The 21,312-nt window shown below is 38.1% G+C and carries 21 protein-coding genes and 2 tRNA genes; 5 read left to right on the top strand and 18 right to left on the bottom strand.

Going from position 1 to position 21,312, the window contains the following annotated elements; genetic code table 11:
* Positions 1 to 150 precede the first annotated feature (150 nt).
* Positions 151 to 1,092, bottom strand: coding sequence for a LysM peptidoglycan-binding domain-containing protein (locus ABD814_RS03110; protein WP_344910241.1), 942 nt, complete (start codon positions 1,090 to 1,092; stop codon positions 151 to 153).
* A 361-nt stretch (positions 1,093 to 1,453) separates the two neighbouring features.
* Between ABD814_RS03110 and ABD814_RS03115 the strand changes: the two genes are divergently transcribed.
* A complete protein-coding gene (locus tag ABD814_RS03115) occupies positions 1,454 to 1,936 on the top strand; it encodes a LiaI-LiaF-like domain-containing protein (RefSeq protein WP_344910243.1) in 483 nt (160 codons plus the stop codon).
* A 662-nt stretch (positions 1,937 to 2,598) separates the two neighbouring features.
* Here ABD814_RS03115 and yihA read toward each other — a convergent pair.
* From yihA to ABD814_RS03140, 5 genes are all read right to left on the bottom strand, one after another.
* Positions 2,599 to 3,183 carry a ribosome biogenesis GTP-binding protein YihA/YsxC gene (gene yihA / locus ABD814_RS03120; protein ID WP_344910244.1) on the bottom strand — a complete coding sequence of 195 codons (585 nt, stop codon included), beginning with the start codon at positions 3,181 to 3,183 and terminating at the stop codon, positions 2,599 to 2,601.
* Position 3,184: 1 nt separating this feature from the next.
* Complete coding sequence (gene lon / locus ABD814_RS03125; RefSeq protein ID WP_344910246.1) at positions 3,185 to 5,506, bottom strand: endopeptidase La; 2,322 nt, start codon at positions 5,504 to 5,506, stop codon at positions 3,185 to 3,187.
* Between the two features lie 78 nt (positions 5,507 to 5,584).
* A complete protein-coding gene (clpX, locus tag ABD814_RS03130) occupies positions 5,585 to 6,856 on the bottom strand; it encodes an ATP-dependent protease ATP-binding subunit ClpX (protein WP_344910248.1) in 1,272 nt (423 codons plus the stop codon).
* Positions 6,857 to 7,154: 298 nt separating this feature from the next.
* Positions 7,155 to 8,441 carry a trigger factor gene (gene tig / locus ABD814_RS03135; RefSeq protein WP_344910250.1) on the bottom strand — a complete coding sequence of 429 codons (1,287 nt, stop codon included), beginning with the start codon at positions 8,439 to 8,441 and terminating at the stop codon, positions 7,155 to 7,157.
* Between the two features lie 171 nt (positions 8,442 to 8,612).
* On the bottom strand, positions 8,613 to 9,599 hold the full coding sequence (locus ABD814_RS03140) for a DUF3196 family protein (RefSeq protein ID WP_344910252.1): 987 nt from the start codon (positions 9,597 to 9,599) through the stop codon (positions 8,613 to 8,615).
* Between the two features lie 293 nt (positions 9,600 to 9,892).
* On the opposite strand from ABD814_RS03140, the gene ABD814_RS03145 reads away from it, so the two are divergent.
* A complete protein-coding gene (locus ABD814_RS03145; RefSeq protein WP_344910254.1) occupies positions 9,893 to 10,072 on the top strand; it encodes an H-type small acid-soluble spore protein in 180 nt (59 codons plus the stop codon).
* Positions 10,073 to 10,266: 194 nt separating this feature from the next.
* Positions 10,267 to 11,802: a methyl-accepting chemotaxis protein gene (locus tag ABD814_RS03150; protein WP_344910256.1), complete on the top strand. Its 1,536-nt coding sequence runs from the start codon at positions 10,267 to 10,269 to the stop codon at positions 11,800 to 11,802.
* A 700-nt stretch (positions 11,803 to 12,502) separates the two neighbouring features.
* Here the strand turns inward: ABD814_RS03150 and ABD814_RS03155 are convergent.
* Positions 12,503 to 13,426: a nuclease-related domain-containing protein gene (locus ABD814_RS03155; protein WP_344910258.1), complete on the bottom strand. Its 924-nt coding sequence runs from the start codon at positions 13,424 to 13,426 to the stop codon at positions 12,503 to 12,505.
* Between the two features lie 278 nt (positions 13,427 to 13,704).
* Between ABD814_RS03155 and ABD814_RS03160 the strand changes: the two genes are divergently transcribed.
* Both ABD814_RS03160 and ABD814_RS03165 read left to right on the top strand, forming a co-directional pair.
* Positions 13,705 to 13,778: transfer RNA gene (locus ABD814_RS03160), tRNA-Gly, on the top strand.
* A 6-nt stretch (positions 13,779 to 13,784) separates the two neighbouring features.
* Positions 13,785 to 13,858, top strand: a tRNA-Arg gene (locus ABD814_RS03165).
* A gap of 66 nt (positions 13,859 to 13,924) precedes the next feature.
* Here the strand turns inward: ABD814_RS03165 and ABD814_RS03170 are convergent.
* From ABD814_RS03170 to ABD814_RS03220, 11 genes are all read right to left on the bottom strand, one after another.
* The gene (locus ABD814_RS03170; protein ID WP_344910260.1) at positions 13,925 to 14,188 is read right to left on the bottom strand and encodes a phage holin family protein; all 264 of its coding nucleotides are present in this window, start codon (positions 14,186 to 14,188) and stop codon (positions 13,925 to 13,927) included.
* 151 nt (positions 14,189 to 14,339) lie between these two features.
* Positions 14,340 to 14,477 carry a hypothetical protein gene (locus ABD814_RS03175; protein ID WP_344910262.1) on the bottom strand — a complete coding sequence of 46 codons (138 nt, stop codon included), beginning with the start codon at positions 14,475 to 14,477 and terminating at the stop codon, positions 14,340 to 14,342.
* 99 nt (positions 14,478 to 14,576) lie between these two features.
* Complete coding sequence (locus ABD814_RS03180) at positions 14,577 to 15,095, bottom strand: metallophosphoesterase family protein (protein ID WP_344910263.1); 519 nt, start codon at positions 15,093 to 15,095, stop codon at positions 14,577 to 14,579.
* 2 nt (positions 15,096 to 15,097) lie between these two features.
* Positions 15,098 to 15,706, bottom strand: a complete 609-nt coding sequence (locus tag ABD814_RS03185) for an XTP/dITP diphosphatase (protein WP_344910265.1) — start codon at positions 15,704 to 15,706, stop codon at positions 15,098 to 15,100.
* Positions 15,703 to 16,458, bottom strand: a complete 756-nt coding sequence (gene rph / locus ABD814_RS03190) for a ribonuclease PH (protein WP_344910267.1) — start codon at positions 16,456 to 16,458, stop codon at positions 15,703 to 15,705. The genes ABD814_RS03185 and rph overlap by 4 nt, the downstream gene beginning before the upstream one ends.
* Positions 16,459 to 16,562: 104 nt before the next feature.
* The gene (locus ABD814_RS03195) at positions 16,563 to 17,624 is read right to left on the bottom strand and encodes a GerMN domain-containing protein (RefSeq protein WP_344910269.1); all 1,062 of its coding nucleotides are present in this window, start codon (positions 17,622 to 17,624) and stop codon (positions 16,563 to 16,565) included.
* 91 nt (positions 17,625 to 17,715) lie between these two features.
* On the bottom strand, positions 17,716 to 18,531 hold the full coding sequence (gene racE / locus ABD814_RS03200; RefSeq protein ID WP_344910270.1) for a glutamate racemase: 816 nt from the start codon (positions 18,529 to 18,531) through the stop codon (positions 17,716 to 17,718).
* A gap of 23 nt (positions 18,532 to 18,554) precedes the next feature.
* A complete protein-coding gene (locus tag ABD814_RS03205; protein WP_344910272.1) occupies positions 18,555 to 19,004 on the bottom strand; it encodes a MarR family winged helix-turn-helix transcriptional regulator in 450 nt (149 codons plus the stop codon).
* Positions 19,005 to 19,153: 149 nt separating this feature from the next.
* Positions 19,154 to 19,306: a hypothetical protein gene (locus tag ABD814_RS03210; RefSeq protein WP_344910274.1), complete on the bottom strand. Its 153-nt coding sequence runs from the start codon at positions 19,304 to 19,306 to the stop codon at positions 19,154 to 19,156.
* Positions 19,307 to 19,383: 77 nt separating this feature from the next.
* A complete protein-coding gene (locus ABD814_RS03215; protein WP_344910276.1) occupies positions 19,384 to 19,893 on the bottom strand; it encodes a thiamine pyrophosphate-dependent enzyme in 510 nt (169 codons plus the stop codon).
* 149 nt (positions 19,894 to 20,042) lie between these two features.
* Positions 20,043 to 21,026, bottom strand: coding sequence for a thiamine pyrophosphate-binding protein (locus ABD814_RS03220; RefSeq protein WP_344910278.1), 984 nt, complete (start codon positions 21,024 to 21,026; stop codon positions 20,043 to 20,045).
* Positions 21,027 to 21,312: the final 286 nt, after the last annotated feature.

Consider the following 21,312-nt stretch of genomic DNA (forward strand, 5'->3'; position numbering starts at 1 on the left):
ATTGATTGGTTATTTTTAATTGATTTGATGCGGTTTATTCAGGTTTTATGATTGGGCTATGAATAATCTAGGATACTTAGATCTTGTTTAAAAAAGTTCACTTCTATAATTAAGAAAAAAATAAGTGTAGAAAATTTCTACACTTATTTTTTAATTTGGAATATAGATGATTTGTCCTACTTGAATATCCGTTGAATCAAGGCGATTCATTCTTTGCAGCTTAACTAAATTCACTTGATATTTTTCCGAAATTTGTTCAAGCGAATCCTGATCTTGGACGATATACATCTTCATCTGTGCAAAGCGTTCATCTGACTCGCCACTTTGTTCAAATAAATCCAATAAGTAAGTCGGATGCTCGACCCGATCGTCAATCGTTCGTTCAACTTCAGATTCAACTTCGTCAGTATTATCGTCTTCATCAACAACTTCTCTTATCTCGTTTTGAGCCTCAACTTTCACGTCAGGCTTCGGTTGCTCACGTTTTTTGAAAGGGACAACCTTTTCTTCCTCCTCTTTCTCCTCAGCGACTTCTTCTCCTATTTCATCGTCAGGCTGATCTTCTTTAATTTTCAAATCAAACTGAACCCGATCAGCTTCCTCATCCTCTTCTTCAGGTAGATCTTCAGCTGGTTCTTCCTCGGTCTCCGCTTCACGATCATATTCAAGCCCACCAATTTGTACAGTTGCTTCTAACTCTAATTTACGAGGGTCAGCAATATGATAATCAAAATGATCCACCTTAACTGTCAAGTCAGACAGCTGACTAATTCGCTCATGTGGTATCGAAATATCAATCGGGAAATGATGGAGAAATTCGCAAATACCATCCTCATCACGTTCAACCCGTTTAAAGTATCGCATCTGAACCTCATCGTCATCATCCACTTCAGTTTGATCAGCAACAAATTCAGGCAAATATTCTCCCGTTAATGCAATAATTCCCCGAATCGAGACATGATCGGGATGTGATTCAATCGTTATTTCAGGGTCTAATCCAATTCCCAACATTTCTGAAACGCCTTCATTTCTGTGAAAAAATAACGTTTCAGTTAAATCAAAATGAAATGGCTTAACCTCTTTATCCGCCATCAACTCTCCTCCTCCGCTAAAATTATTATCTTCATTAACTGAAGACAGATAATTTTAATTAATAAGACGTAAAACTCTACCTATTTCAAAGACAACTTTTTCATAAAAGTACGATTATTAATACCATCAAAATACACGTCTTCTATAACAGATATATGATTTTTACAACATATTATGCTTATTCACAGGAAGGATTTATCGAAAAATTACTGACACCTAATCGCCACAGTTACTATTTTAATAGTTTAGTGGCTGGCAATCTGTTAAAATAATATTAGATCCGAACGCGAAGTGTCTTTAGATGACGATCTCTCTATGAATAATTAGGGTATTATTATCTTATTAAAGCTAGGTGAATCGAATGCGAAAGAAAAATTATTTATTGGCCTTCATCTTAATTGGTGTTGGTTTATACTTTTTACTCGAACAATTTTCAATTCCATTTTTAGATGGTCTAATGACTTGGCCAACACTATTAATCATCCTTGGAGTCAGCTTATTCATCCATAGTTACCTTAGCCGCGACTATGATAAACTGTTTCCGAGTGTCATTTTATTGGGATTAGGAATTCATTTTCATGCAGTTGCACTTTATCCGAATTGGGTTGAACATTGGAGTGTTTATGCAATCATTATTGGTATGGCTTTTTTAGTGCGTTACCAAAAGATGAAGGTAGGTCTTTATCCTGGGTTAATTATGCTCTTTGTTGGACTATTTATGCTCTTTTCAATTACAAATAACCAATTTTCACAAACAATGGACTCATTGATTAAGATTATTGAAGATTACTGGCCAGTCGGATTAATTGCCTTTGGCGTTTATTTATTGTTTAAAAAGAAATAGTCCGAACGATAAAAAAATCGCGATAAATGTAACAAATAGAGCTAATCGTGCCCTGACTCGCCAGAAAATCGTTAGAGGAGTAACGATTAGCACTTAATCGTACCCTCTCTCGCTGGAAAATCGTCGGAGGGGTAACGATTAGCACTTAATCGTGCCCTCTCTCGCCGGAAAATTGTCGGGGGAGTAACGAATAGCACCTAATCGTACCCTCTCTCGCCGGAAAATAGTCGGAGGGGTAACGAATAGCACCTAATCGTACCCTCTCTCGCCGGAAAATCACCAGAGAGGTAACGAATAAGGGTTAATCGTCAGAAATCGTCCTCTAGCTCGGTGTGATATCTAACGAATAAGGGCTAATCGTCGGAAATCGGCATCTGGCATGGTGTGATATCTAACGAATAAGGGCTAATCGTCGGAAATCGGCATCTGGCATGGTGTGATATCTAACGAATAAGGGCTAATCGTCAGAGATCGTCCTTCGCATCATGCCAATTTCTAACGAATAGGAGCTTATCGTCAGGTATTTCACTTGAAATACCCTTGATTCCCTGAGCTTAGAAAACTCGACACTTATGTAGTAAGAAAGTTGTTGCTTAGCTACTAAAAAATAACCTGAACGGATTGGAAAACCGTTCAGGTTATTTTTATACTCAACCACTTCGTCAAGCCAAATACGATTGAATCACTTGCCAGGCAGTTTCTTTACCTTGGGCTGTTTCAGAAGAAAACGGAATGACTTGATCCTCTGGTTCAACCGCTAATGTTTCTTTAATTAACTTCACTTGCTTATTAACTTGTCCTTTTTTGATCTTGTCCAACTTTGTCGCAATAATCATTACTGGAATTTGATAATGCTTTAAAAAATCATACATCATCACATCATCATTTGTTGGCTTATGGCGAATATCGACAACGAGAATTGTTGCTCGTAATGGCTCACGTTCGGAAAAATACGTTTCCATCATTTTGCCCCATGCTTCACGCTCTGTTTTTGACACTTTTGCATAACCGTATCCAGGTACATCGACGAAATAAAAGAACTCATTAATGAAATAATAATTCAAAGTTTGTGTTTTTCCAGGCTTTGATGATGTTCTAGCTAAGGCTTTTCTGTTAATCATTTTGTTAATAAATGACGACTTTCCTACGTTTGATCTGCCGGCCAATGCTATTTCCGGTAAATTTTCTGCTGGATATTGCTTCGGTGCGACGGCACTAATCGTAAATTCTGCTTGGGTAACTTTCATCCTACACCTCCATAAGTGCATGCTGTAAAACTTGGTCGAGATGGCTAACGCTAATAAAGGTTAGTGTTTCACGGACACTTTTCGGAATGTCTTCCAAATCCTTCTCATTATCTTTAGGTAAAATAATCGTCGTTAACCCAGCTCGATGTGCGCTAAGCGTTTTTTCTTTCAGTCCACCAATTGGTAACACACGACCTCGAAGAGTAATTTCACCTGTCATACCTACTTCTTTTTTAACTGCTCGGTTCGTTAAACTAGAGACGAGTGCTGTTGCAATCGTAATTCCAGCAGATGGACCATCTTTCGGCGTTGCACCTTCTGGGACATGAATATGAATGTCATGATTTTGATAAAAATCTGGATCAATCGATAGCTCGTCCGTCCGTGAGCGGATATAGCTTAGCGCCGCTTGGGCAGACTCTTTCATGACATCACCTAGTTTTCCAGTTAACGCAAGTTTTCCTTTTCCAGGTACAATACTTACTTCAATTGATAATGTATCACCCCCTGCTGCTGTATAGGCAAGCCCAGTAGCTGCACCAATTTGATCTTCCGTTTCCATCATACCATAGCGATAGATCGGTTTTCCTAATAAATTTTCTACCTGTTTTTTCGTAATAATGATCCGTTTCTTCTCCTCTGAGACATAGAGTTTTGTCGCCTTTCGACAAAGTGCAGCAATTTGGCGCTCAAGCTGACGGACTCCAGCCTCTCGTGAGTAGCGCCGAATCAGTTGAATAATTGCTTCATCACGAATTTGCAATTGACCTTTTGTCAGTCCATGGGCTTTTAGTTGCTTTGGAATCAAATGCTCTTTTGCAATATGTTGTTTTTCCACCTCGGTATAACCCGCTATCGAAATAATTTCCATCCGGTCAAGTAGTGGAGCTGGAATTGTTTGCAACGTATTTGCTGTTGCGATAAACATAACGTTACTTAAATCATAAGGCTCTTCAATAAAATGATCACTGAATTGATTATTTTGTTCCGGATCTAACACCTCAAGCATTGCCGCTGCAGGATCACCGCGAAAATCATTCGCCATTTTATCAATTTCATCCAATAAAATAACTGGATTAATCGTGGCGGCTTTTTTCATCCCTTGAATCATTCGACCGGGCATCGCACCAACATAAGTTCGGCGGTGTCCTCTTATTTCCGCTTCATCACGAACACCACCAAGTGACATGCGGACAAAGCGACGATTGATTGCACGAGCGATTGACTTTGCAAGTGATGTTTTTCCTACACCCGGTGGACCGACTAAACACAAAATTGGTCCTTGAAGACTACTTGTTAGTTGTTGAACAGCTAAGTGTTCAAGTACACGTTCTTTAACTTTTTCCAAACCGTAATGATCTTGATTTAAAATGTCTGTTGCTTTGTTTATTTCTAAGTGATCTTCTGTTTCTTCTGTCCAAGGTAGAGAAATAAGCCAATCCAAATAATTGCGAATAACCGAACTCTCAGCTGATGTTTGTGGAATTCTTTCATAGCGACTGAGCTCTTTATCAGCAATCTTTAACATCCGCTCTGGCATTCCACTTTGTTCAATTTTTTCTTGTAAATCAGCGATTTCACCAGATTTCCCATCTTTGTCACCAAGTTCTTTTTGAATCGCCTTCATTTGTTCACGCAAATAATATTCTTTTTGCGTTTGTTCGATTGACTTTTTCACCCGTCGACCAATTTTTTGTTCGAGCCGAAGAACTTCTTGTTCATTTGAGATTAACTCTACCAGTTGCTGTGCACGGTCTTCGATCACAGTCATTTCTAATAATTGTTGTTTGACGGTTAATTTAAGTGGTAGGTGCGAGCTAATCACATCTGTTAAGCGAGATAAGTCATCAATATCCATCACACTGCTGTATGTCTCGGTCGACAATTTTTTCGATAAGCCGACGTATTTCTTGAATTGTTCCAGTAGCATACGAATTAAGGCAACCCGTTTGGGCTCGTCTAATACTTGGTCATCGGTTAAAATTTCCGCCTCAGCCAACATGTATGGTTCTGCTTGTTGATAGTCGATCACTTTGGCGCGCGCTGTCCCTTCAACTAAAACACGAATTGTTCCATTCGGTAATTTTAACATTTGTTTCACATACGCAACCGTTCCAATTGGGTATAAATCGTCTTGATTTGGTTCTTTAATTGCACTCTCTTTTTGCGAAATGAGTAAAATTTCTCGTTTTTGCATCATTGCCATCTCGAGGGCTTCGACCGATGGCTTTCTTCCAACATCTAAATGCATCACAACGGCCGGATAAACAACCATTCCCCTCAATGGAAGCACAGGAATCGTTAGCTGGCTTCGTTGACTCATCATGATAACCTCCATCTATTGATCATTCTAGAGCAGAAAATCCCTTGTTAAAGCAACAAGGGATTTTAAGTACGTCAATTAAGCACTTTCTTTTGGTTCTTCTTCAGTTACGATCGTGCCATCTTCTGATAGAAGCGTTGGTCGACCATGATCGTCTTCAACTGTTTCTTTTGTAATGATACATTTTCCAACATCAGTACGTGACGGCAACTCAAACATGACATCTAACATGATTGTTTCAATAATTGAGCGTAAACCACGTGCACCTGTTTTGCGTTCCATTGCTTTTTCAGCAATCGCTTCTAATGCATCTTCTTCAAACTCTAATTCAACATTATCCATCTGGAATAGACGTTGATACTGTTTAACTAGCGCATTTTTTGGTTTCGTTAAAATTTGAATTAACGCCTCTTGATCAAGCGGCTCTAGACTAGCGATAATCGGTAAACGACCAATGAATTCAGGAATAAGACCGAATTTCAATAGATCTTCTGGCAATACCTTTTGGAGTAATTCCGCTTTTGTCAGTTCGCTTTCAGATGACTCCGCATCAAATCCAATGACCTTTTTACCTAAACGACTTTTAACAATTTGGTCAATCCCATCAAATGCTCCACCGACGATGAATAAAATATTCGTTGTATCAATTTGAATAAATTCTTGATGTGGGTGCTTACGTCCACCTTGTGGCGGCACACTTGCTGTTGTTCCTTCAAGAATTTTCAAGAGTGCTTGTTGTACCCCTTCACCAGAGACATCTCTTGTGATTGATGGGTTTTCAGACTTACGAGCGACCTTATCGATTTCATCAATATAAATGATGCCTTTTTCTGCTTTTTCAACATCATAGTCAGCAGCTTGAATTAACTTTAATAAAATATTCTCAACATCTTCTCCAACATAACCTGCTTCTGTTAAAGAAGTAGCATCTGCAATCGCAAATGGTACATTTAAAATACGTGCTAATGTTTGAGCAAGTAATGTTTTCCCACTACCTGTTGGTCCAATCATCGCAATATTACTTTTCGCCAATTCGACGTCATCATTATGATCCATCGTATTGATTCGCTTATAATGATTGTAAACGGCAACTGACAAGCTCTTCTTTGCTTTATTTTGGCCAATCACATAATCATTTAAAATATCTGCAATTTCTTGTGGCTTTGGCACATCAGTGAATTCAAGCTCAAGATTTGGTCCAAGCTCTTCTTCAACAATTTCAGCACAGAGTTCAATACACTCATCACATATATATACACCAGGTCCAGCCACTAATTTACGAACTTGTTCCTGTGTTTTACCGCAAAATGAACATTTTAATTGCCCTTTTTCATCACCATATTTATACAAATTCCTTCACCTCTCTATGAGAAACTAACCTTTATCTTTTAAATTGTATGAATTAAGCAAATCGTTGCTTATGGATTTATCATAACAAATTCAAAATTAGATTCAAAACAATTGCTCTTATCATTCCTGTTTTAGTCTTGCCCATTTGGCAAAACCTTAAACGAATTTTACAGAGCGTGTGTATGATATCATATGTATTTTAAAAAACGTAGTGAAAAGCATTGCTCTCACTTATGTAAAAAAGATGATTAGAGAAAACAAGGTGAGCTTGCACCTTGTTTTCTCTTTTAATGACTGATTATTTTGCTTTACTATGCTCAACTAAGAAATCAATTGCTTTCGAGAACTTCAAATCTTCTTTTAGCATGTCAGTATTTCCACCAAGCATTTGTTTCAGTTGCTCAATTTCCATATTGTACATCTTAGACATTGATTCGAATTCCTTTTCAAGATCCTCATCAGATACTTCTAAGCCTTCTTGCTCGTAAATCGCTTCTAAAACAAGGTTTGTTTGAACACGCTTGCCTGCATCTTCACGCATTTGTTCTTTTAGCTCATCTTGACCTTGACCTGAGAATTGTGAATACATTTCAAGTGTCATCCCTTGTTGTTGTAAACGTTGTTCGAATTCACTTACCATACGCTCAAGTTCATTTTCGATCATCACTTCTGGAATATCAATTTCCGCATTTTCAGAAGCTTGATTAATGAGTGATTCACGTTTAGCATTATCTGCACTTGTTTGCTTTTGCTCTGCTAAGCGCTCTTTCGTTTTTTCAGTAAGTTCAGCTAATGTTTCAACATCTTCATCAACATCTTTTGCGAACTCATCATCTAATTCAGGTAATTCCTTCGCTTTGATTTCATGAATTTTAACTTTGAAAATTGCTTCTTTTCCGGCAAGATCTTCTGCATGATAATCTTCTGGGAATGTTACCTTTACTTCAGTGTCTGCGTCATTTTCCTTACCGATTAGTTGGTCTTCAAAACCTGGAATAAATGAACCTGAACCAATTTCAAGTGTGTGGTTTTTGCCTGCTCCACCTTCAAATGCTTCATCACCGATAAAGCCTTCAAAGTCGATTACTACAGTATCACCATCTTCAACTGCGCCGTCTTCTTTAACGACAAGCTCTGCTAAACGTTGACGTTGGTTTTCAATATCTTCATTTACTTCTTCTTCTGTAACTGTAATGTCTTCTTCTTCAATCTCAAGACCTTTGTAGTCACCTAATTTAACTTCAGGTTTTACTGTCACTTCTGCAGTAAAGATCAGTGGCTCGCCTTTTTCAATTTGAGTAATATCCACGTCTGGCTGATCGACAGGTGAAATACCTGTTTCTTCAACTGCTGCAGTGTACGCTTCTGGTAAAACAAAATCGACCGCATCTTGATATAAAGATTCAACGCCAAAACGTTGTTCGAATAAACCGCGTGGTACTTTTCCTTTACGGAACCCAGGTAGTTGTACATCTTTAACGACTTTTTTAAATGCCTGGTCTAATGCATCATTAAATTTTGCTGCTTCGACCTCTACAGTAAGGGTACCTACATTACCCTCTTTTTTCTCCCATTTTGCTGTCATACTAATTCCCTCCATTAATACATAAATAAATTCTATTTGCCGTTCATTCATGATTCTCCAAATTGATTCGATTCCGAACGCAAATTACAACCATTCTATTATAACACAAACATACACCGATTCAACAATTAGAATTAACGAATTCTCACGCGAATCAGAGCCGAAGTTCAATCACTCTTCCATGATTGAAAAATAAATTTTCTCTAATTCAATAATCTGATTAACCGTCGTAAGCAGTTCCTTTGAATAATACTCTTCGTTTAGCTTTGATTTAGCTTCAAACGAATTCTCAACAATTGCAATCATCGCACTTATGATCCGATCAAGATCAGACAATGGTGGAGTTAACGGATATAGAACGTAAAAAAATCGATCAATTAGTTGTTCGCATAATTGATACAGCGTTGGGTTTTGTTGTTCATAATCCTCCATCGCTTCCGTCAATGCCAGCCGAAATGGATGATCATTTTTAAACGGAAATGTCTTTGGATTAATTTCAATCTCGGTCCCGAATTTAATGACTTTAAATTCCTGATCAATTGACTTCGCCTGCAACAAGCCGACAATTACGGTTTTAATGATTGGATTAACTTTTTCATCGACCAGCATTTCTTCAAACAAAGTTATGTATGGTGTGACATCAGCATTTTGCAAATGGTTAACCAAGTGCCATTGCGCTAAATTGTCATTTGCCTCAAATGCATCAATTAATTCTCGCTTAGTAATTTTTTCTTCTTGTTCAATTTGCTCATTGACGAGTGGTTGATTAACATCGTAAAGTTTCTCAAATTGACTTCTTAAGATCGATGGTATTTCCTCAGAACTAAGCGCATTCTTTAAAACTTTAGCAACATCTTTATGTTTATGAAATTGAAATAACAACGTTGCGTAAATATTTATGTATGAAAAATAGTGTTCATCCTTGCGTGCGATTAATTCCTCACATAATTGCTCAGCCTCATCTTGTCGACCTAACTCAATTAAACTTGTAAGTTTACCTAATACTATCGCTTGATCGTTGACCCCATAGCTCAGCAACTGATCAAAGTAGTCAATTGCCTGAACAAAGTTCTTCTCATGCATCGCGTGAAATCCACTTTGTTCAAGTCTTTCACGTTGTTTGGGAAATAAGACAATATTACTGTGCTGTTCCTGCATCATATCCCTCCTTTATAGTTAGTCTCAAATGGATTATTTATTTATTATTCCCTGTTTACTTCGAGTTCAAACCATTTGCAACTTTGGTACATGCTCGATGAACATTATTATGTCAGTTACACTTCTATTAGGTGTTGTTTGAATTATTTATTGGAAAATTCTCTCGATTGATCTAGATACATTATTATAGCCTATTCCACTTAATTTCTGCAAATACCAAAATAATAATTTAAAGTATGTTTTACGGTCGCTTGTCAATATTAAGACTGATTAAAAGATAAGGAGTTGAAAAAATGGATGCTGCCCGCGCACAAGAAATCGTTATGATTCCCGATATGGTACACGTTACTTTTCAAGGTCAAAAAGTTTTTATCGAACACGTTGACGAAGACCAAATGTTAGCAACAATCCACCCATTAGACAACCCTGAAGAAAAATTAAGTGTGTCTGTCGACCAATTAGTTGAACATTAACTTTGGAATTTGTCGTGTAGAGCTAGGGTGAGTTTTTGGTAAAAAAAGGTTGTAGCACCGTTCTTGAGCCTGATTAGGTTGGGGGCGGTGCTTTTTGTTGTTTAAATAGATTTTGTCTAGATTTTTGCTGTCGAACTATGTTGTATTATGTAGTATAATTGATTGTATGTGTTTAATTGAAAGGAGTTTTTGTGTTGAAAAGGAATAAATTAATGCTTATTTTAGCTAGTGTGTCGATGGCGATAACTTTTGTTGTCCATTTTTTGCATTCTTTTGATCTAATAAATATGATTAATCATCACGGAGTTTCTGATAGTTCTGCTGATGTTCCTGGCTATTATCAGATTGTTACGTTGATTTTTTTGGTGATTCCGATTGCATTATTGATTGCTTCATTTATTACGTATAAAATAAATGACGAGCATCCGCGGCTACCTATTTTAGTGACTTTGACGTTATCTTTTTCTAGCATTAGTACGATTATGGGTGGCGATGGAATGGTTGAGTACCATTTTTCACTGTTCATGGTTGTGGCTATGCTTGCTTATTATGAGCAAATTCGCCTAGTGATTACGATGACCGTGATTTTTGTGATTCAGCATTTGCTTGGCTATTTTGTCCCGGCATTGACGATTTTTGTTTACGGGACTTCTGAGTATACATTTACGATGGTGTTAATGCATGCGATTTTCTTAGGGTTGACTGCTTTGGCGACGATTTGGCAAATTCATGCGAAGCAACGCCGTTTTAATGAACTTGAAGTGATAAATGAGAGAAATCAAGCGATGCATCTTGCAATTATTGAGCAATTAAAGGATACAAGTGCTCATGTTGATCAAACGGCCAAATCGCTTGTATCTAACGCTAAAGAAACGCAGTCAATTAGTGAAGGGATTAGTGATCATATCCGTGAGCTTCGAAATGGTAGTGAACAACAGGTAACTCAAGCGACTGAAAGCAGTCAGATGTTAAATCATATGACACTTGCGATCCAGCAAATTGCTTCAAGTACTGCATCAATTGTCGAATCATCTCAACTGATGACGAATGAATCTCAGCAGGGACAAGAATTGTTAACTCAAACGACAAATCAAATGCAAGTTTTAGCTGAAGCATTTGAGAGTTTAACAGATGTGATTGTTTCACTAGCCGATCGTTCAAATGAAATTAGTGGAATCATTACCGTTATCTCAGACATTTCTGAACAGACGAACTTACTCGCTTTAAACGCAGCGATTGAAGCGGCCAGAGCTGGTGAGGCTGGTAAAGGGTTCGCAGTAGTTGCTGATGAAGTAAGAAAACTTGCTGAACAAACCGATCAGTCAACCGACCAGATTGTTAATATTATTGCCGACATTCAATCAGATAGTCAAAGCGCAAGTCGTTCGATGGCGACTGGACGAAAAGAGCTCGATCAAAGCTTAGCACTGATTAAAACGACTCAAGATTCATTTGCTCAAATTTTAGAAGCTACAACGAATGTGGACGGAGAAATTAATGACACAGCTAGTACAATCCAGCAAGTCTCCTCGAACTCTGAAGAGATTGTTCACACAGTAGACCAAATGATGAACATTGCAGAAACTGCTGCTACAACGAACCTGAGCATCGAGGAACTATCTGTTAATCAGCTCAATTATATCGAAGAAACAAACACCATCGCCCAGTTTTTAAACAAACAAGTCGATGAGTTAAACCAACTAATGATCGATCTTCAAGGTGGCAATTAACAACTTTTTTTGTTTGTAGTGTGCTGTATGGAGGATGGCTTAGCGTTGGTAGATCTACCTTTGGGGAGAGGTAGATCTTTTTGGTTGTCATTTATCTAAGGATTTTTATTAGTAATCCTTAACGATTTATCATTATTTGTTGGATGTCAAGGTGATTTAAGTAAGATATCTGATGATTAGCACCTATTCGTTAGAGATCACACCGAGATAGAGGACGATTTCCGACGATTAGCTCCTATTCGTTAGAAATCACACCGAGATAGAGGACGATTTCCGATGATTAGCTCCTATTCGTTAGAAATCACACCGAGATAGAGGACGATTTCCGACGATTAGCTTCTATTCGTTAGAGATCACACCGAGATAGAGGACGATTTCCGACGATTAGCTCCTATTCGTTAGAAATCACACCGAGATAGAGGACGATTTCCGACGATTAGCTCCTATTCGTTAGAAATCACACCGAGATAGAGGACGATTTCCGACGATTAGCTTCTATTCGTTAGAGATCACACCGAGATAGAGGACGATTTCCGACGATTAGCTTCTATTCGTTAGAGATCACACCGAGATAGAGGACGATTTCCGACGATTAGCTCCTGTTCATTAAAGTGCAGAAGATTTTCCCGTGCGATGGCTAACGATAGTTTTTCATAGGATTTATAGTTATAAAAGTATTTTCTATTTATAGTGTTCTACTTTAATCAGGTTTAGATTTCTCAACATAGTGTGAAGACCTACCTTGTGATATTAAGTCATATTTTTGGTTTAATACTCTACGAATTACATCCATTGTAGCTACTCCTCCACACCAATTGTATATATCTTTAGATGTAATCTTTTTATCTGGAAAAAGAAATTTAAACTCTTTAATATTGCTTGAAATTCTATTTGTAGTTAAATCTATCTTTTTGCACTTTAGGCAAATTAACCTTTTTTGATTATACCTCCGCATAAACCCATAACATTCACTACAAAGGATTCCTTTTTTCATTTGGTCAAGTTGATAGGTAAATTGGATTTGATGGCGATTTACTTTTAAGCTGTTTTGTAAAAGTTGGTTGGCGATTCTTTGGTGCGTGCGACCAAGATTACAGGGTTCGGTTTTCAGCTTTTCAATAAAACGGTTCAATTGAGTGGGGAATATGATTTCAGGTGTTCGTGGTGCTTGGTAAAGAGTAAACTCTAGATTAACAAAGATGAGATGCGCACAAATATTAAGGTTTATCCCTATAATTTGAAGTAACTTTCGGAGTAGTGATGTGCAGCGTAACAACTGATGTTGAGGGTTTTTAATTTCGGTTCCTTGTGCAGTCTTCCAAATGCCATCTTCGATGTAGTGGTCACCATCGTTATTTTTCACATCAAGTAAATACAATTTTTCACGAAAAATCAACAGTGTGTCAATTTGAAAAGTGGTGTGGTTCACCTCGTACGTTAAATCTCTTAAGATCAACACATGGTCGGGCAAAACTTCTAAACGCTTGTCCAACCAGCACTCCCCTTCAAACCCCTTTTCCAAATGCCAATAGTATTGGCGTTCTTTTTTTGATAATGTTGTTCGGGCATTGAGCGACCGGAGTGTTCGTAACTCATTTGATGCGGTTCGTTCATTCAGAAACATAGCCGACTTCCTCTCTCCTTTTAAAATAGCATATGTTATTTTCCCTTGAGTTTCAAACTCTTGAAATGACTAATCTCACTGATTTTCAGCCTGATTTATCTAATTTAATTTAACAAATTAAAACAATCAGAGTGTTTTCAAAGCGGAATTGGATTTTTGATCTTTTTGCCGCTTACAATTACCTTTTAAAAATTAATCAAAAATCGATTGACAATACTCTGAAAAATGCTTATAATAAATCTTGTCCGTTAAAATGGACTAACAAAATTAGATTTTATGCGGGTGTAGTTTAGTGGTAAAACCTCAGCCTTCCAAGCTGATGACGAGAGTTCGATTCTCTTCACCCGCTCCAAAATATGTCCCAGTAGCTCAGCTGGATAGAGCAACGGCCTTCTAAGCCGTAGGTCGGGAGTTCGAATCTCTCCTGGGACGCTCAAAAACCCTTACAACATCAACGTTGATAAGGGTTTTTTACTCTCTTAAAAATGACCAAATTACTCAACCTTCATCTCTATTCTTCCCTTGCTTATACAGTTGGTTGCCAAAAACCGCTGCCCCACTTACTAAAATCCCCTGAATCACACTATCAAAACTGAATCCGATCATCCCAACAGCAAAAACAATTCCAAAGCCAAGTAAGATATAAGGAATTAACCAATCTTCAATCCTCGGCGTGTCCTTAATTATTTTCCCTAAAATCATCAGAGCAGGAATAATCACAAGTGCATCTTCAATTAAATAATCTTTCAAATATTCAACCATCTGCCTCAACTCCCCTAACCTCATCATACGTGACAGGGCTTGTTCCAATGACTCTTTAATGTCGTTAAAAATTTCCTTCACACAAAAAAGCTAAGGCACTCGACCTTAGCTTCTACGAAATATTCAAATATATTTACCTATTCATTCTAGCTCACAGAATATAAGTTATCACAAACCACAGAATCCCGAAGAAAATAATTAGAATTGTTGCATATTTAATAAATGCAACACCAACTCTACTTGGATCGGATTTTGTTTCTTTACGTTCAATTTCTTTACGCTCATCCATTTTCTTCACCTCAATAATCAGAATTTTGTTCCTGATTATTGATTACCCCGCAAACTTATTGATCAAACATCAGTACGTCAGGATCCAACGTCAAAAAAATCAAGCTAAGATCGTTGAAAACGCCAATTCTTGCACTTCTTCTCCAATCAGTCGATAAAAATGGACATCATACTTACCTTGATCATCCCATTCCAAAATCGCATACGTCTCTTCACGACGATCGCGTGGTGATTGAATACTACCTGGATTAATTACCAATTGACTTCCCATTTGAGTTGCACCAGCGCGGTGTGAATGACCATGACAAATAATCTTTGCGCCCAGTTCACTAGCGCGATATGTAATCGGTTCTAACGACAAATTAATATTGTGCATATGCCCGTGTGCAACAAAAAAAGTCGTGCCATTCTGATCAAAAACTAATTCATTAGGAAACTCAGGATCAAAATCTGTATTACCACCCACTCGTTTAAAACCTTGAATCGTCTCATGATTATAATCTAACTCCGAATCACCACAATGAATCATTAGATCCACTTCACCCATGTGACGCGTTCTGATCGCTAATAACTCAAGCATCATCCCATGACTATCACTGACAATTAAAGCTTTCGGCATCACTAAAAACCTCCTTTCCCTTCTAATTTTAACCACTCAGCTAACGCCACCAAAGCACGACCACGATGGCTGATCTGTGCCTTTTCATCAGCTGATAACTGTGCCATCGTCCGGTCATACCCATCCGCCATAAACAACGGATCATAACCAAAACCATTTTCACCAACAGGCTCCTCAACGATCACACCATGACACTTTCCGTATTTGACAACCGTCTCTTCACCAGGAACCGCAAAAGCCAACGCACAAATAAACGTTGCCGTTCGCTCACTCAATGGCACACCCTCTAGCTCGCTCAACAATTTATCATTGTTACGCTGATCGTCCTGATCGATTCCCGCATAGCGCGCCGAATAAACACCCGGCCGCCCATCCAAATAATCAACCGACAAACCAGAATCATCCGCCAAAACAGGTATATTCAATTTTTCAGCAATACCCTCAGCTTTTAAAATCGCATTTTCTGAAAAAGTTTCTCCCGTTTCTTCAATATCATCGATCGAAGCATCCAGATCCAGCAAAGAGATCACCTCAATTTTGTCCCGATCGAAAATCGCTTTAAAATCAGCAACTTTGCCTTTGTTTTTTGTCGCAACTAAGATTTTCCTCATGATTTATCCTCTTTTTTTACAATCAATTCAGCTAAGTCGCCTAAGACATTTTTTTGGAGTTCAAAAATATCCTCAATCCCTTTTTTACCTAATTCAAGCATCTCCTGCAACTCATCATATGAAAAACTTGCTTCCTCGCCTGTTCCTTGGAGTTCAACAAACTCATGATTACCCGTCATCACGATGTTCATATCAACTTTAGCTTCTGCATCTTCAACATATTCTAAGTCTAGCACAGCTTCACCGGTCGGTAAGATCCCCACCGAAATGGCAGCTAAATAATCTGTAATCGGCATCTCTGCAATCGCTTTTTGCTCAATTAATTTTCCTAAAGCAAGTACAACCGCAACAAACGCACCTGTAATCGATGCTGTTCGTGTTCCGCCATCTGCTTGAATCACATCACAGTCAACCCAAATCGTCCGCTCTCCAATTTTATCTAAATTAACAACTGCCCTTAAGGCACGCCCGATTAAACGCTGAATTTCCATCGTTCGACCAGAAACTTTTCCACGTGAAGATTCTCTAATATTTCTCTGCTCAGTTGCTCGTGGAAGCATCGCATATTCTGCAGTGATCCACCCCTTCCCCTGCCCACGTAAAAATGGCGGCACTCGTTCCTCGATACTCGCATTACAAATAACCTTCGTGCCACCGATTGTAATTAAAACAGAACCCTCCGGATGGGTAATAAATTCTGAATTGATCGTAATTGGTCGTAATTCATCAAACTTTCGCTCATTTGGTCTCATTAAATTATCCTCCTATTCAAAACAATCGTACCATATTTTAAGCTCAATCGTTACTTTCATTCTAAATTTTTAAAAAAGGTTAAAAAAAAAGCTGATAAATCAGCTTAGAAGCTACCAGTTGGAACAAATGACTCACGCGTTACAGGTTCACTATACGGAACTCCATGCTCATTGAAAATTTGCTCGATATTTTCCACTGTAATCGCTACACCCGATATATCAGGCTGATCAGTTAACGTTAACACTAGCGTTTCAATGACTTCATCAGCGATATAAGCTTCATTAACATCGGCTAATATCTCTTCAGTAAACTCAACCATCACCACACCATCACTCGAAACATTCACATCAATCAACTCTATATTCGGATTAAAAACATGCAACAACTTTGATTCATAAGTTGGACCACTTAATAGTGCCTCGACAATTCCATAATTCAAATCTTCCGATTCAATATGTTGCGTCACTGGAACGTAATAAATCGTTTCACCGTATTGTGCCGGATAATAAATAGTCACCGCTTCACTATTGATCAGATCAACCGCATCTGAGTCAAGAATATTGATCCCATTAGCACGACTCACCCCATCACGAATTGGTGTGCCATTAACAGGCATTGTGTTTTGCTCAAAACCATTCACCCACAGCTTGACCCGCTCAACACTATCAAATTCAGTCAACGTATACGTCATCGCTTGAATAATTTGTTGTTCTTTTGACCCATCATACTCATTAAATTCCTCAGTAAAATTAACAACTAACGTTCCATCCTCTTCCAAATTCATATCGATCACTTCTGTACCTGCGGGTAACACGGCTTCAAAACCACTTGGCAACAGATTAGAAATTGGCCCTCCTTCAACTAAATATTCAACAGCCTGTGCCGCCACTTCATTCGAGTCTAATTTTGGCAACTCAATCGTATGTGGCACAACAACCCCTTCCTTACTTAACAAATACAATCTACGTGCCACTGTTTCAGTCGCCAAACCCTGCTCGCCATCTTCTAAATCCTCTTCCCCCTCAAGATCGCTCGCTTGATCTTCTGGCACATCGATATCCTCTAAATCATCATCTGCCGATGAATTACAGCCGATCACTATAACTAAACTTAAGACAACTAAAAAAAACAGTGTCACTTTTTTCTTGATTACTCGCATATTCATACGTACCCTCCTCTAGATGGTTTGTACTAATATGTATACGAGCTCTTTTTCTAAATTAGACCTGCTAGGACTAAAAAAACAAGTAGCTTAACTACTTGTTTTTAGTTTGATCAATCACGACATTTTTAACAGAATCAACAGGATCATCCATCCACTGATTAGCAATTTGTTTAAATAAATCAGGATCTCCCGTTGTATAGAAACGATGAGTGGGAAAACGATCACCTTTATAACCTAGCTGTTGATAAGATAAAATTGTACTTACCTCACGAGCTGTCTCCGCACCCGAAGAAATAATTTGAACCTGACTTCCCATTTCAGCTTGAATCTGATCGGCAATAATTGGATAATGTGTACAGCCAAGAATCAGCGTATCAAGTCCCTGTTGACTCTTCAGCGGTGCCAGTGATTCATGCACAACTTTTTTAATTTTTTCTTCTGAATAATTTCCACTCTCAACAAGTGACACAAACGCAGGACAAGCTAAGTCACTGACAGATAGCTTCGAAGAAATCTGCTTCAAAGCTTTCGGATAAGCCTGACTCTTAATCGTTCCCTCCGTACCGATCACAGCCACCCGTTTTGTTTTCGTAACTTTAATCGCAGCTCTCGCCCCAGGTTGAATCACACCAATTACAGGAATGTCCAACTTTTCCTTTAATAAATCTAATGTAAATGCTGTCGCAGTATTACATGCGATCACGAGCAGTTTAATCTGTTTTTTGATCAAAAAATCGACCATTTCCAACGTGAATTGAACGATTTCACTCTCTGGGCGTGGCCCGTATGGACAGCGAATCGTATCGCCTAAATAAATAATTTCTTCCTTTGGTAGTTGACGCATTAATTCACGAGCTACTGTTAGACCACCAACTCCTGAATCAATCACTCCGATTGGTTGATCCAAATTCATCCCTCTTTTTCTATCTACTAATTATTTTCATGATCCCACTGCATCTTCTCTAGTAAAAGTTCTAGTACATCATCAAGCATATCAACTTTGTCAGCAGGTACATCATTTAACACTTGTTTCAAGTATGCTTGTCGTTTAACAATCACCTCTCGAATAATCTTCTTCCCAACTGGCAGTAGATGTATTCTAACAACTCTACGATCTTTCGTATCACGCGTACGTTCAACTAATTCATTTTTCTCCATCCGATCAACTAAGTCTGTTGTCGTACTAAAAGCTAAATTAATTTTATGTGACAATTCACCAATCGTTAAGTCACCATCTTCAAGCAACCACTGTAAAGCAATAAATTGCGGTGTTGTAATCGAATAATTTTTTAAAATTTCTCTACCCTTATGTTTAATAATCCCGTTTATGTATCGCATATTCCGCTCAATCTTAGCAATTGGGCTACCTTCAACTCCCATGCGCACTCCTCCCTCCTCACTGATTTTATTTTCTCTCTGTATCATAACATTAAATGGGGGGATTAGGTACTGATACTTATTATTTTGTCTTACAATTAGGCTTACAAAAAACCAGCAAACAGATTCGTTCACTGGTTTTTTTGCTTAAATCAATCCCTCATATGTCCTGCTTCGCGGGAGGTGATTGTGCCTTGGCCTTGGCTGAGGTCTTTTTTGATTTCTTGTTTTACTTTTTCAGGATTTGTTTTGTTTGCTTTTTTGCTAGCCTCTGTCTGATTGTTTGCTGATTGGTTCTGATTCATTTGAATTCTCCATCATGGTCATTGTTTTTTTAGTATTTACAAGAACCAGCGGAAGATACACTGATAATAAGTGATAGCTATTTTGATTGTCTGTTTAATTCTTCCGTTAATTTCATGTTATCCTTATAGTCAACTGGCGCGACGATGATATTAATGCCTTGGTCTTTTTCTAAGCAGGTTTTAAGTTTTTCTTCAAGATCATCTCTGCCCTTAACGACGTAGCCATTGCCTCCGTATGCTTCGGCAATTTTGATGAAATCAGGGTTGTCAAAATCGACGTTTGAATGTTCGTTTAATTCCATCTCCATCTTCCATTTAATCAGTCCATATCCTGAATCATCCCAAATTAAAATTGTTAATGGGATGTTATTTTTTTTAGCCGTTGCAATCTCTGCTGAACTCATGTGAAAAGCGCCATCACCTACAACCGTTAACATCGGTGTATCTGGGTTGAGCAATTTTGCTGCGATAGTTCCAGAAATTGCCCAAGACATTGATGATAGTGCGTTATTGATTAGAACAGTGTTTAGCTGATAAGCCGGGAATAATCGTGCCATCCACATTTTATCGGCACCTGTATCGACCAAAACCTTTCCCTCTTCTGGTAAGGCTTTTCTTGTCGCATGGACAATTTGGACGGGATTAAGTAACGTTTTTCCAGTTTGCTCACCCTTTTCAAATTCGGCATTTAACTTTTCACGAACATGATTTTCAAAATCATTTGCCCTGTAATTACCTAAAGTGTTAGATAATTTAGTAATGCTTTTTGATAGTTTCCAATCAGCTTCGTTTCCATCGAAAAATTTTCATGCGTTTCTTGGGCGAATGTATGCATGTTAATAATTGATTTATCGCTTTTCGGGTTGATTTCGGACGGATCGAATTCCGCAAAGTCATAGCTGATTGCGAGTATCGTATCGACATTTTCCAGATATTCATTAATATAATCATCGACAAAGAAACCGACAACACCTAAAGATAATTTAGATGTATCTGGTATCGTACCTTTTGCCATAAATGATGTTGCAACTGGGATGTTATGTTTTTCGGCAAATTTAGTAAGTTCGTGAGAGGTATTTTCACGGCTGACACCAAGGCCAGCTAAAATTATTGGCTTTTTAGCTTTTTTTAATAGCTCAGTTGCTTCTCTAATAGCTTCCTCAGTTGGTGTAATTTGAGGGTTTCTAGCATGAATGATCATTTGTGATGTTTCAACATGTTTTTCTTGTTCTAAAGATGCTGGAATCGTGACAAAAGTTGCCCCTTTCCGTTCTGTCATTGCGATGTTATAAGCTTTGTTAATCATTTCGGAGGTTGACTCAAGGACAACTAAATCTTCTGACCATTTTGTGATTGGGGTAAAGACGCTTTTCAAATCGACGACTTGAGTCGTTTCTCTCACTCTGGCTTCTAAATCGCCTTGGGCGGCGATCGTTATTAGTGGGAATGAGTGGGTTTGGGCATCGGCAATGCTTAAAGCCATGTTTAAAGCGCCTGGCCCTAATGTGGCAATCACAACACCAGGTTGTCCAGACAGCCAGCCCATTGTACTAGCCATAAACGCGCCTGAGCGCTCGTCTTGGACGAGAATAAATTTTATTTTTTTAGATTTTTCTAATTGATTTACTAAAGTAATATTTTCCTCACCCGGTAAGCCAAACACGTATTTAACTTCATGTTCTTCTAAAATATTTACAATATGTTGTGCAACGGTAGTCATAACATTGTCCTATCTTAGTTTGAGTTGATTAGTTTAAATCTAGTTAATGATGAACGACTAGACTTTGAGTTAATATACCCGAGTTTAGTAGGATCAATCTTAAAAATAGTTAATTTAAATAGTTAAATTTTGATATGTAAGCACGTTTTATACAGGACGGGTAACGGGGATTAAAAGAAAGTACGTTAGTTTATCATAAATTCTTAGAGATAAATGATTATTTCGCGCTCACAAGTCCATCAATATCCAATCCGAGTCCACCAATTCACGAATCAAGTCCGCCTAT

Source organism: Amphibacillus indicireducens, assembly GCF_039539605.1.
In the GTDB taxonomy this organism is placed as follows: Bacteria; Bacillota; Bacilli; order Bacillales; family Amphibacillaceae; genus Amphibacillus; species Amphibacillus indicireducens.

What these genes read in the sequence shown, in the direction of transcription:
- ABD814_RS03115 (WP_344910243.1), top strand. Translation starts at nt 1,454, where the DNA reads ATGCGAAAGAAAAATTATTTATTGGCCTTCATCTTAATTGGTGTTGGT.
- ABD814_RS03155 (WP_344910258.1), bottom strand. Translation starts at nt 13,426, where the DNA reads ATGTTTCTGAATGAACGAACCGCATCAAATGAGTTACGAACACTCCGG.
- ABD814_RS03170 (WP_344910260.1), bottom strand. Translation starts at nt 14,188, where the DNA reads ATGGTTGAATATTTGAAAGATTATTTAATTGAAGATGCACTTGTGATT.
- ABD814_RS03185 (WP_344910265.1), bottom strand. Translation starts at nt 15,706, where the DNA reads ATGAGGAAAATCTTAGTTGCGACAAAAAACAAAGGCAAAGTTGCTGAT.
- ABD814_RS03220 (WP_344910278.1), bottom strand. Translation starts at nt 21,026, where the DNA reads ATGACTACCGTTGCACAACATATTGTAAATATTTTAGAAGAACATGAA.
- ABD814_RS03140 (WP_344910252.1), bottom strand. Translation starts at nt 9,599, where the DNA reads ATGCAGGAACAGCACAGTAATATTGTCTTATTTCCCAAACAACGTGAA.
- ABD814_RS03145 (WP_344910254.1), top strand. Translation starts at nt 9,893, where the DNA reads ATGGATGCTGCCCGCGCACAAGAAATCGTTATGATTCCCGATATGGTA.
- yihA (WP_344910244.1), bottom strand. Translation starts at nt 3,183, where the DNA reads ATGAAAGTTACCCAAGCAGAATTTACGATTAGTGCCGTCGCACCGAAG.
- ABD814_RS03195 (WP_344910269.1), bottom strand. Translation starts at nt 17,624, where the DNA reads ATGAATATGCGAGTAATCAAGAAAAAAGTGACACTGTTTTTTTTAGTT.
- tig (WP_344910250.1), bottom strand. Translation starts at nt 8,441, where the DNA reads ATGACAGCAAAATGGGAGAAAAAAGAGGGTAATGTAGGTACCCTTACT.
- lon (WP_344910246.1), bottom strand. Translation starts at nt 5,506, where the DNA reads ATGAGTCAACGAAGCCAGCTAACGATTCCTGTGCTTCCATTGAGGGGA.
- ABD814_RS03180 (WP_344910263.1), bottom strand. Translation starts at nt 15,095, where the DNA reads ATGCCGAAAGCTTTAATTGTCAGTGATAGTCATGGGATGATGCTTGAG.
- rph (WP_344910267.1), bottom strand. Translation starts at nt 16,458, where the DNA reads ATGAGACCAAATGAGCGAAAGTTTGATGAATTACGACCAATTACGATC.
- ABD814_RS03175 (WP_344910262.1), bottom strand. Translation starts at nt 14,477, where the DNA reads ATGGATGAGCGTAAAGAAATTGAACGTAAAGAAACAAAATCCGATCCA.
- ABD814_RS03205 (WP_344910272.1), bottom strand. Translation starts at nt 19,004, where the DNA reads ATGGGAGTTGAAGGTAGCCCAATTGCTAAGATTGAGCGGAATATGCGA.
- ABD814_RS03210 (WP_344910274.1), bottom strand. Translation starts at nt 19,306, where the DNA reads ATGAATCAGAACCAATCAGCAAACAATCAGACAGAGGCTAGCAAAAAA.
- ABD814_RS03110 (WP_344910241.1), bottom strand. Translation starts at nt 1,092, where the DNA reads ATGGCGGATAAAGAGGTTAAGCCATTTCATTTTGATTTAACTGAAACG.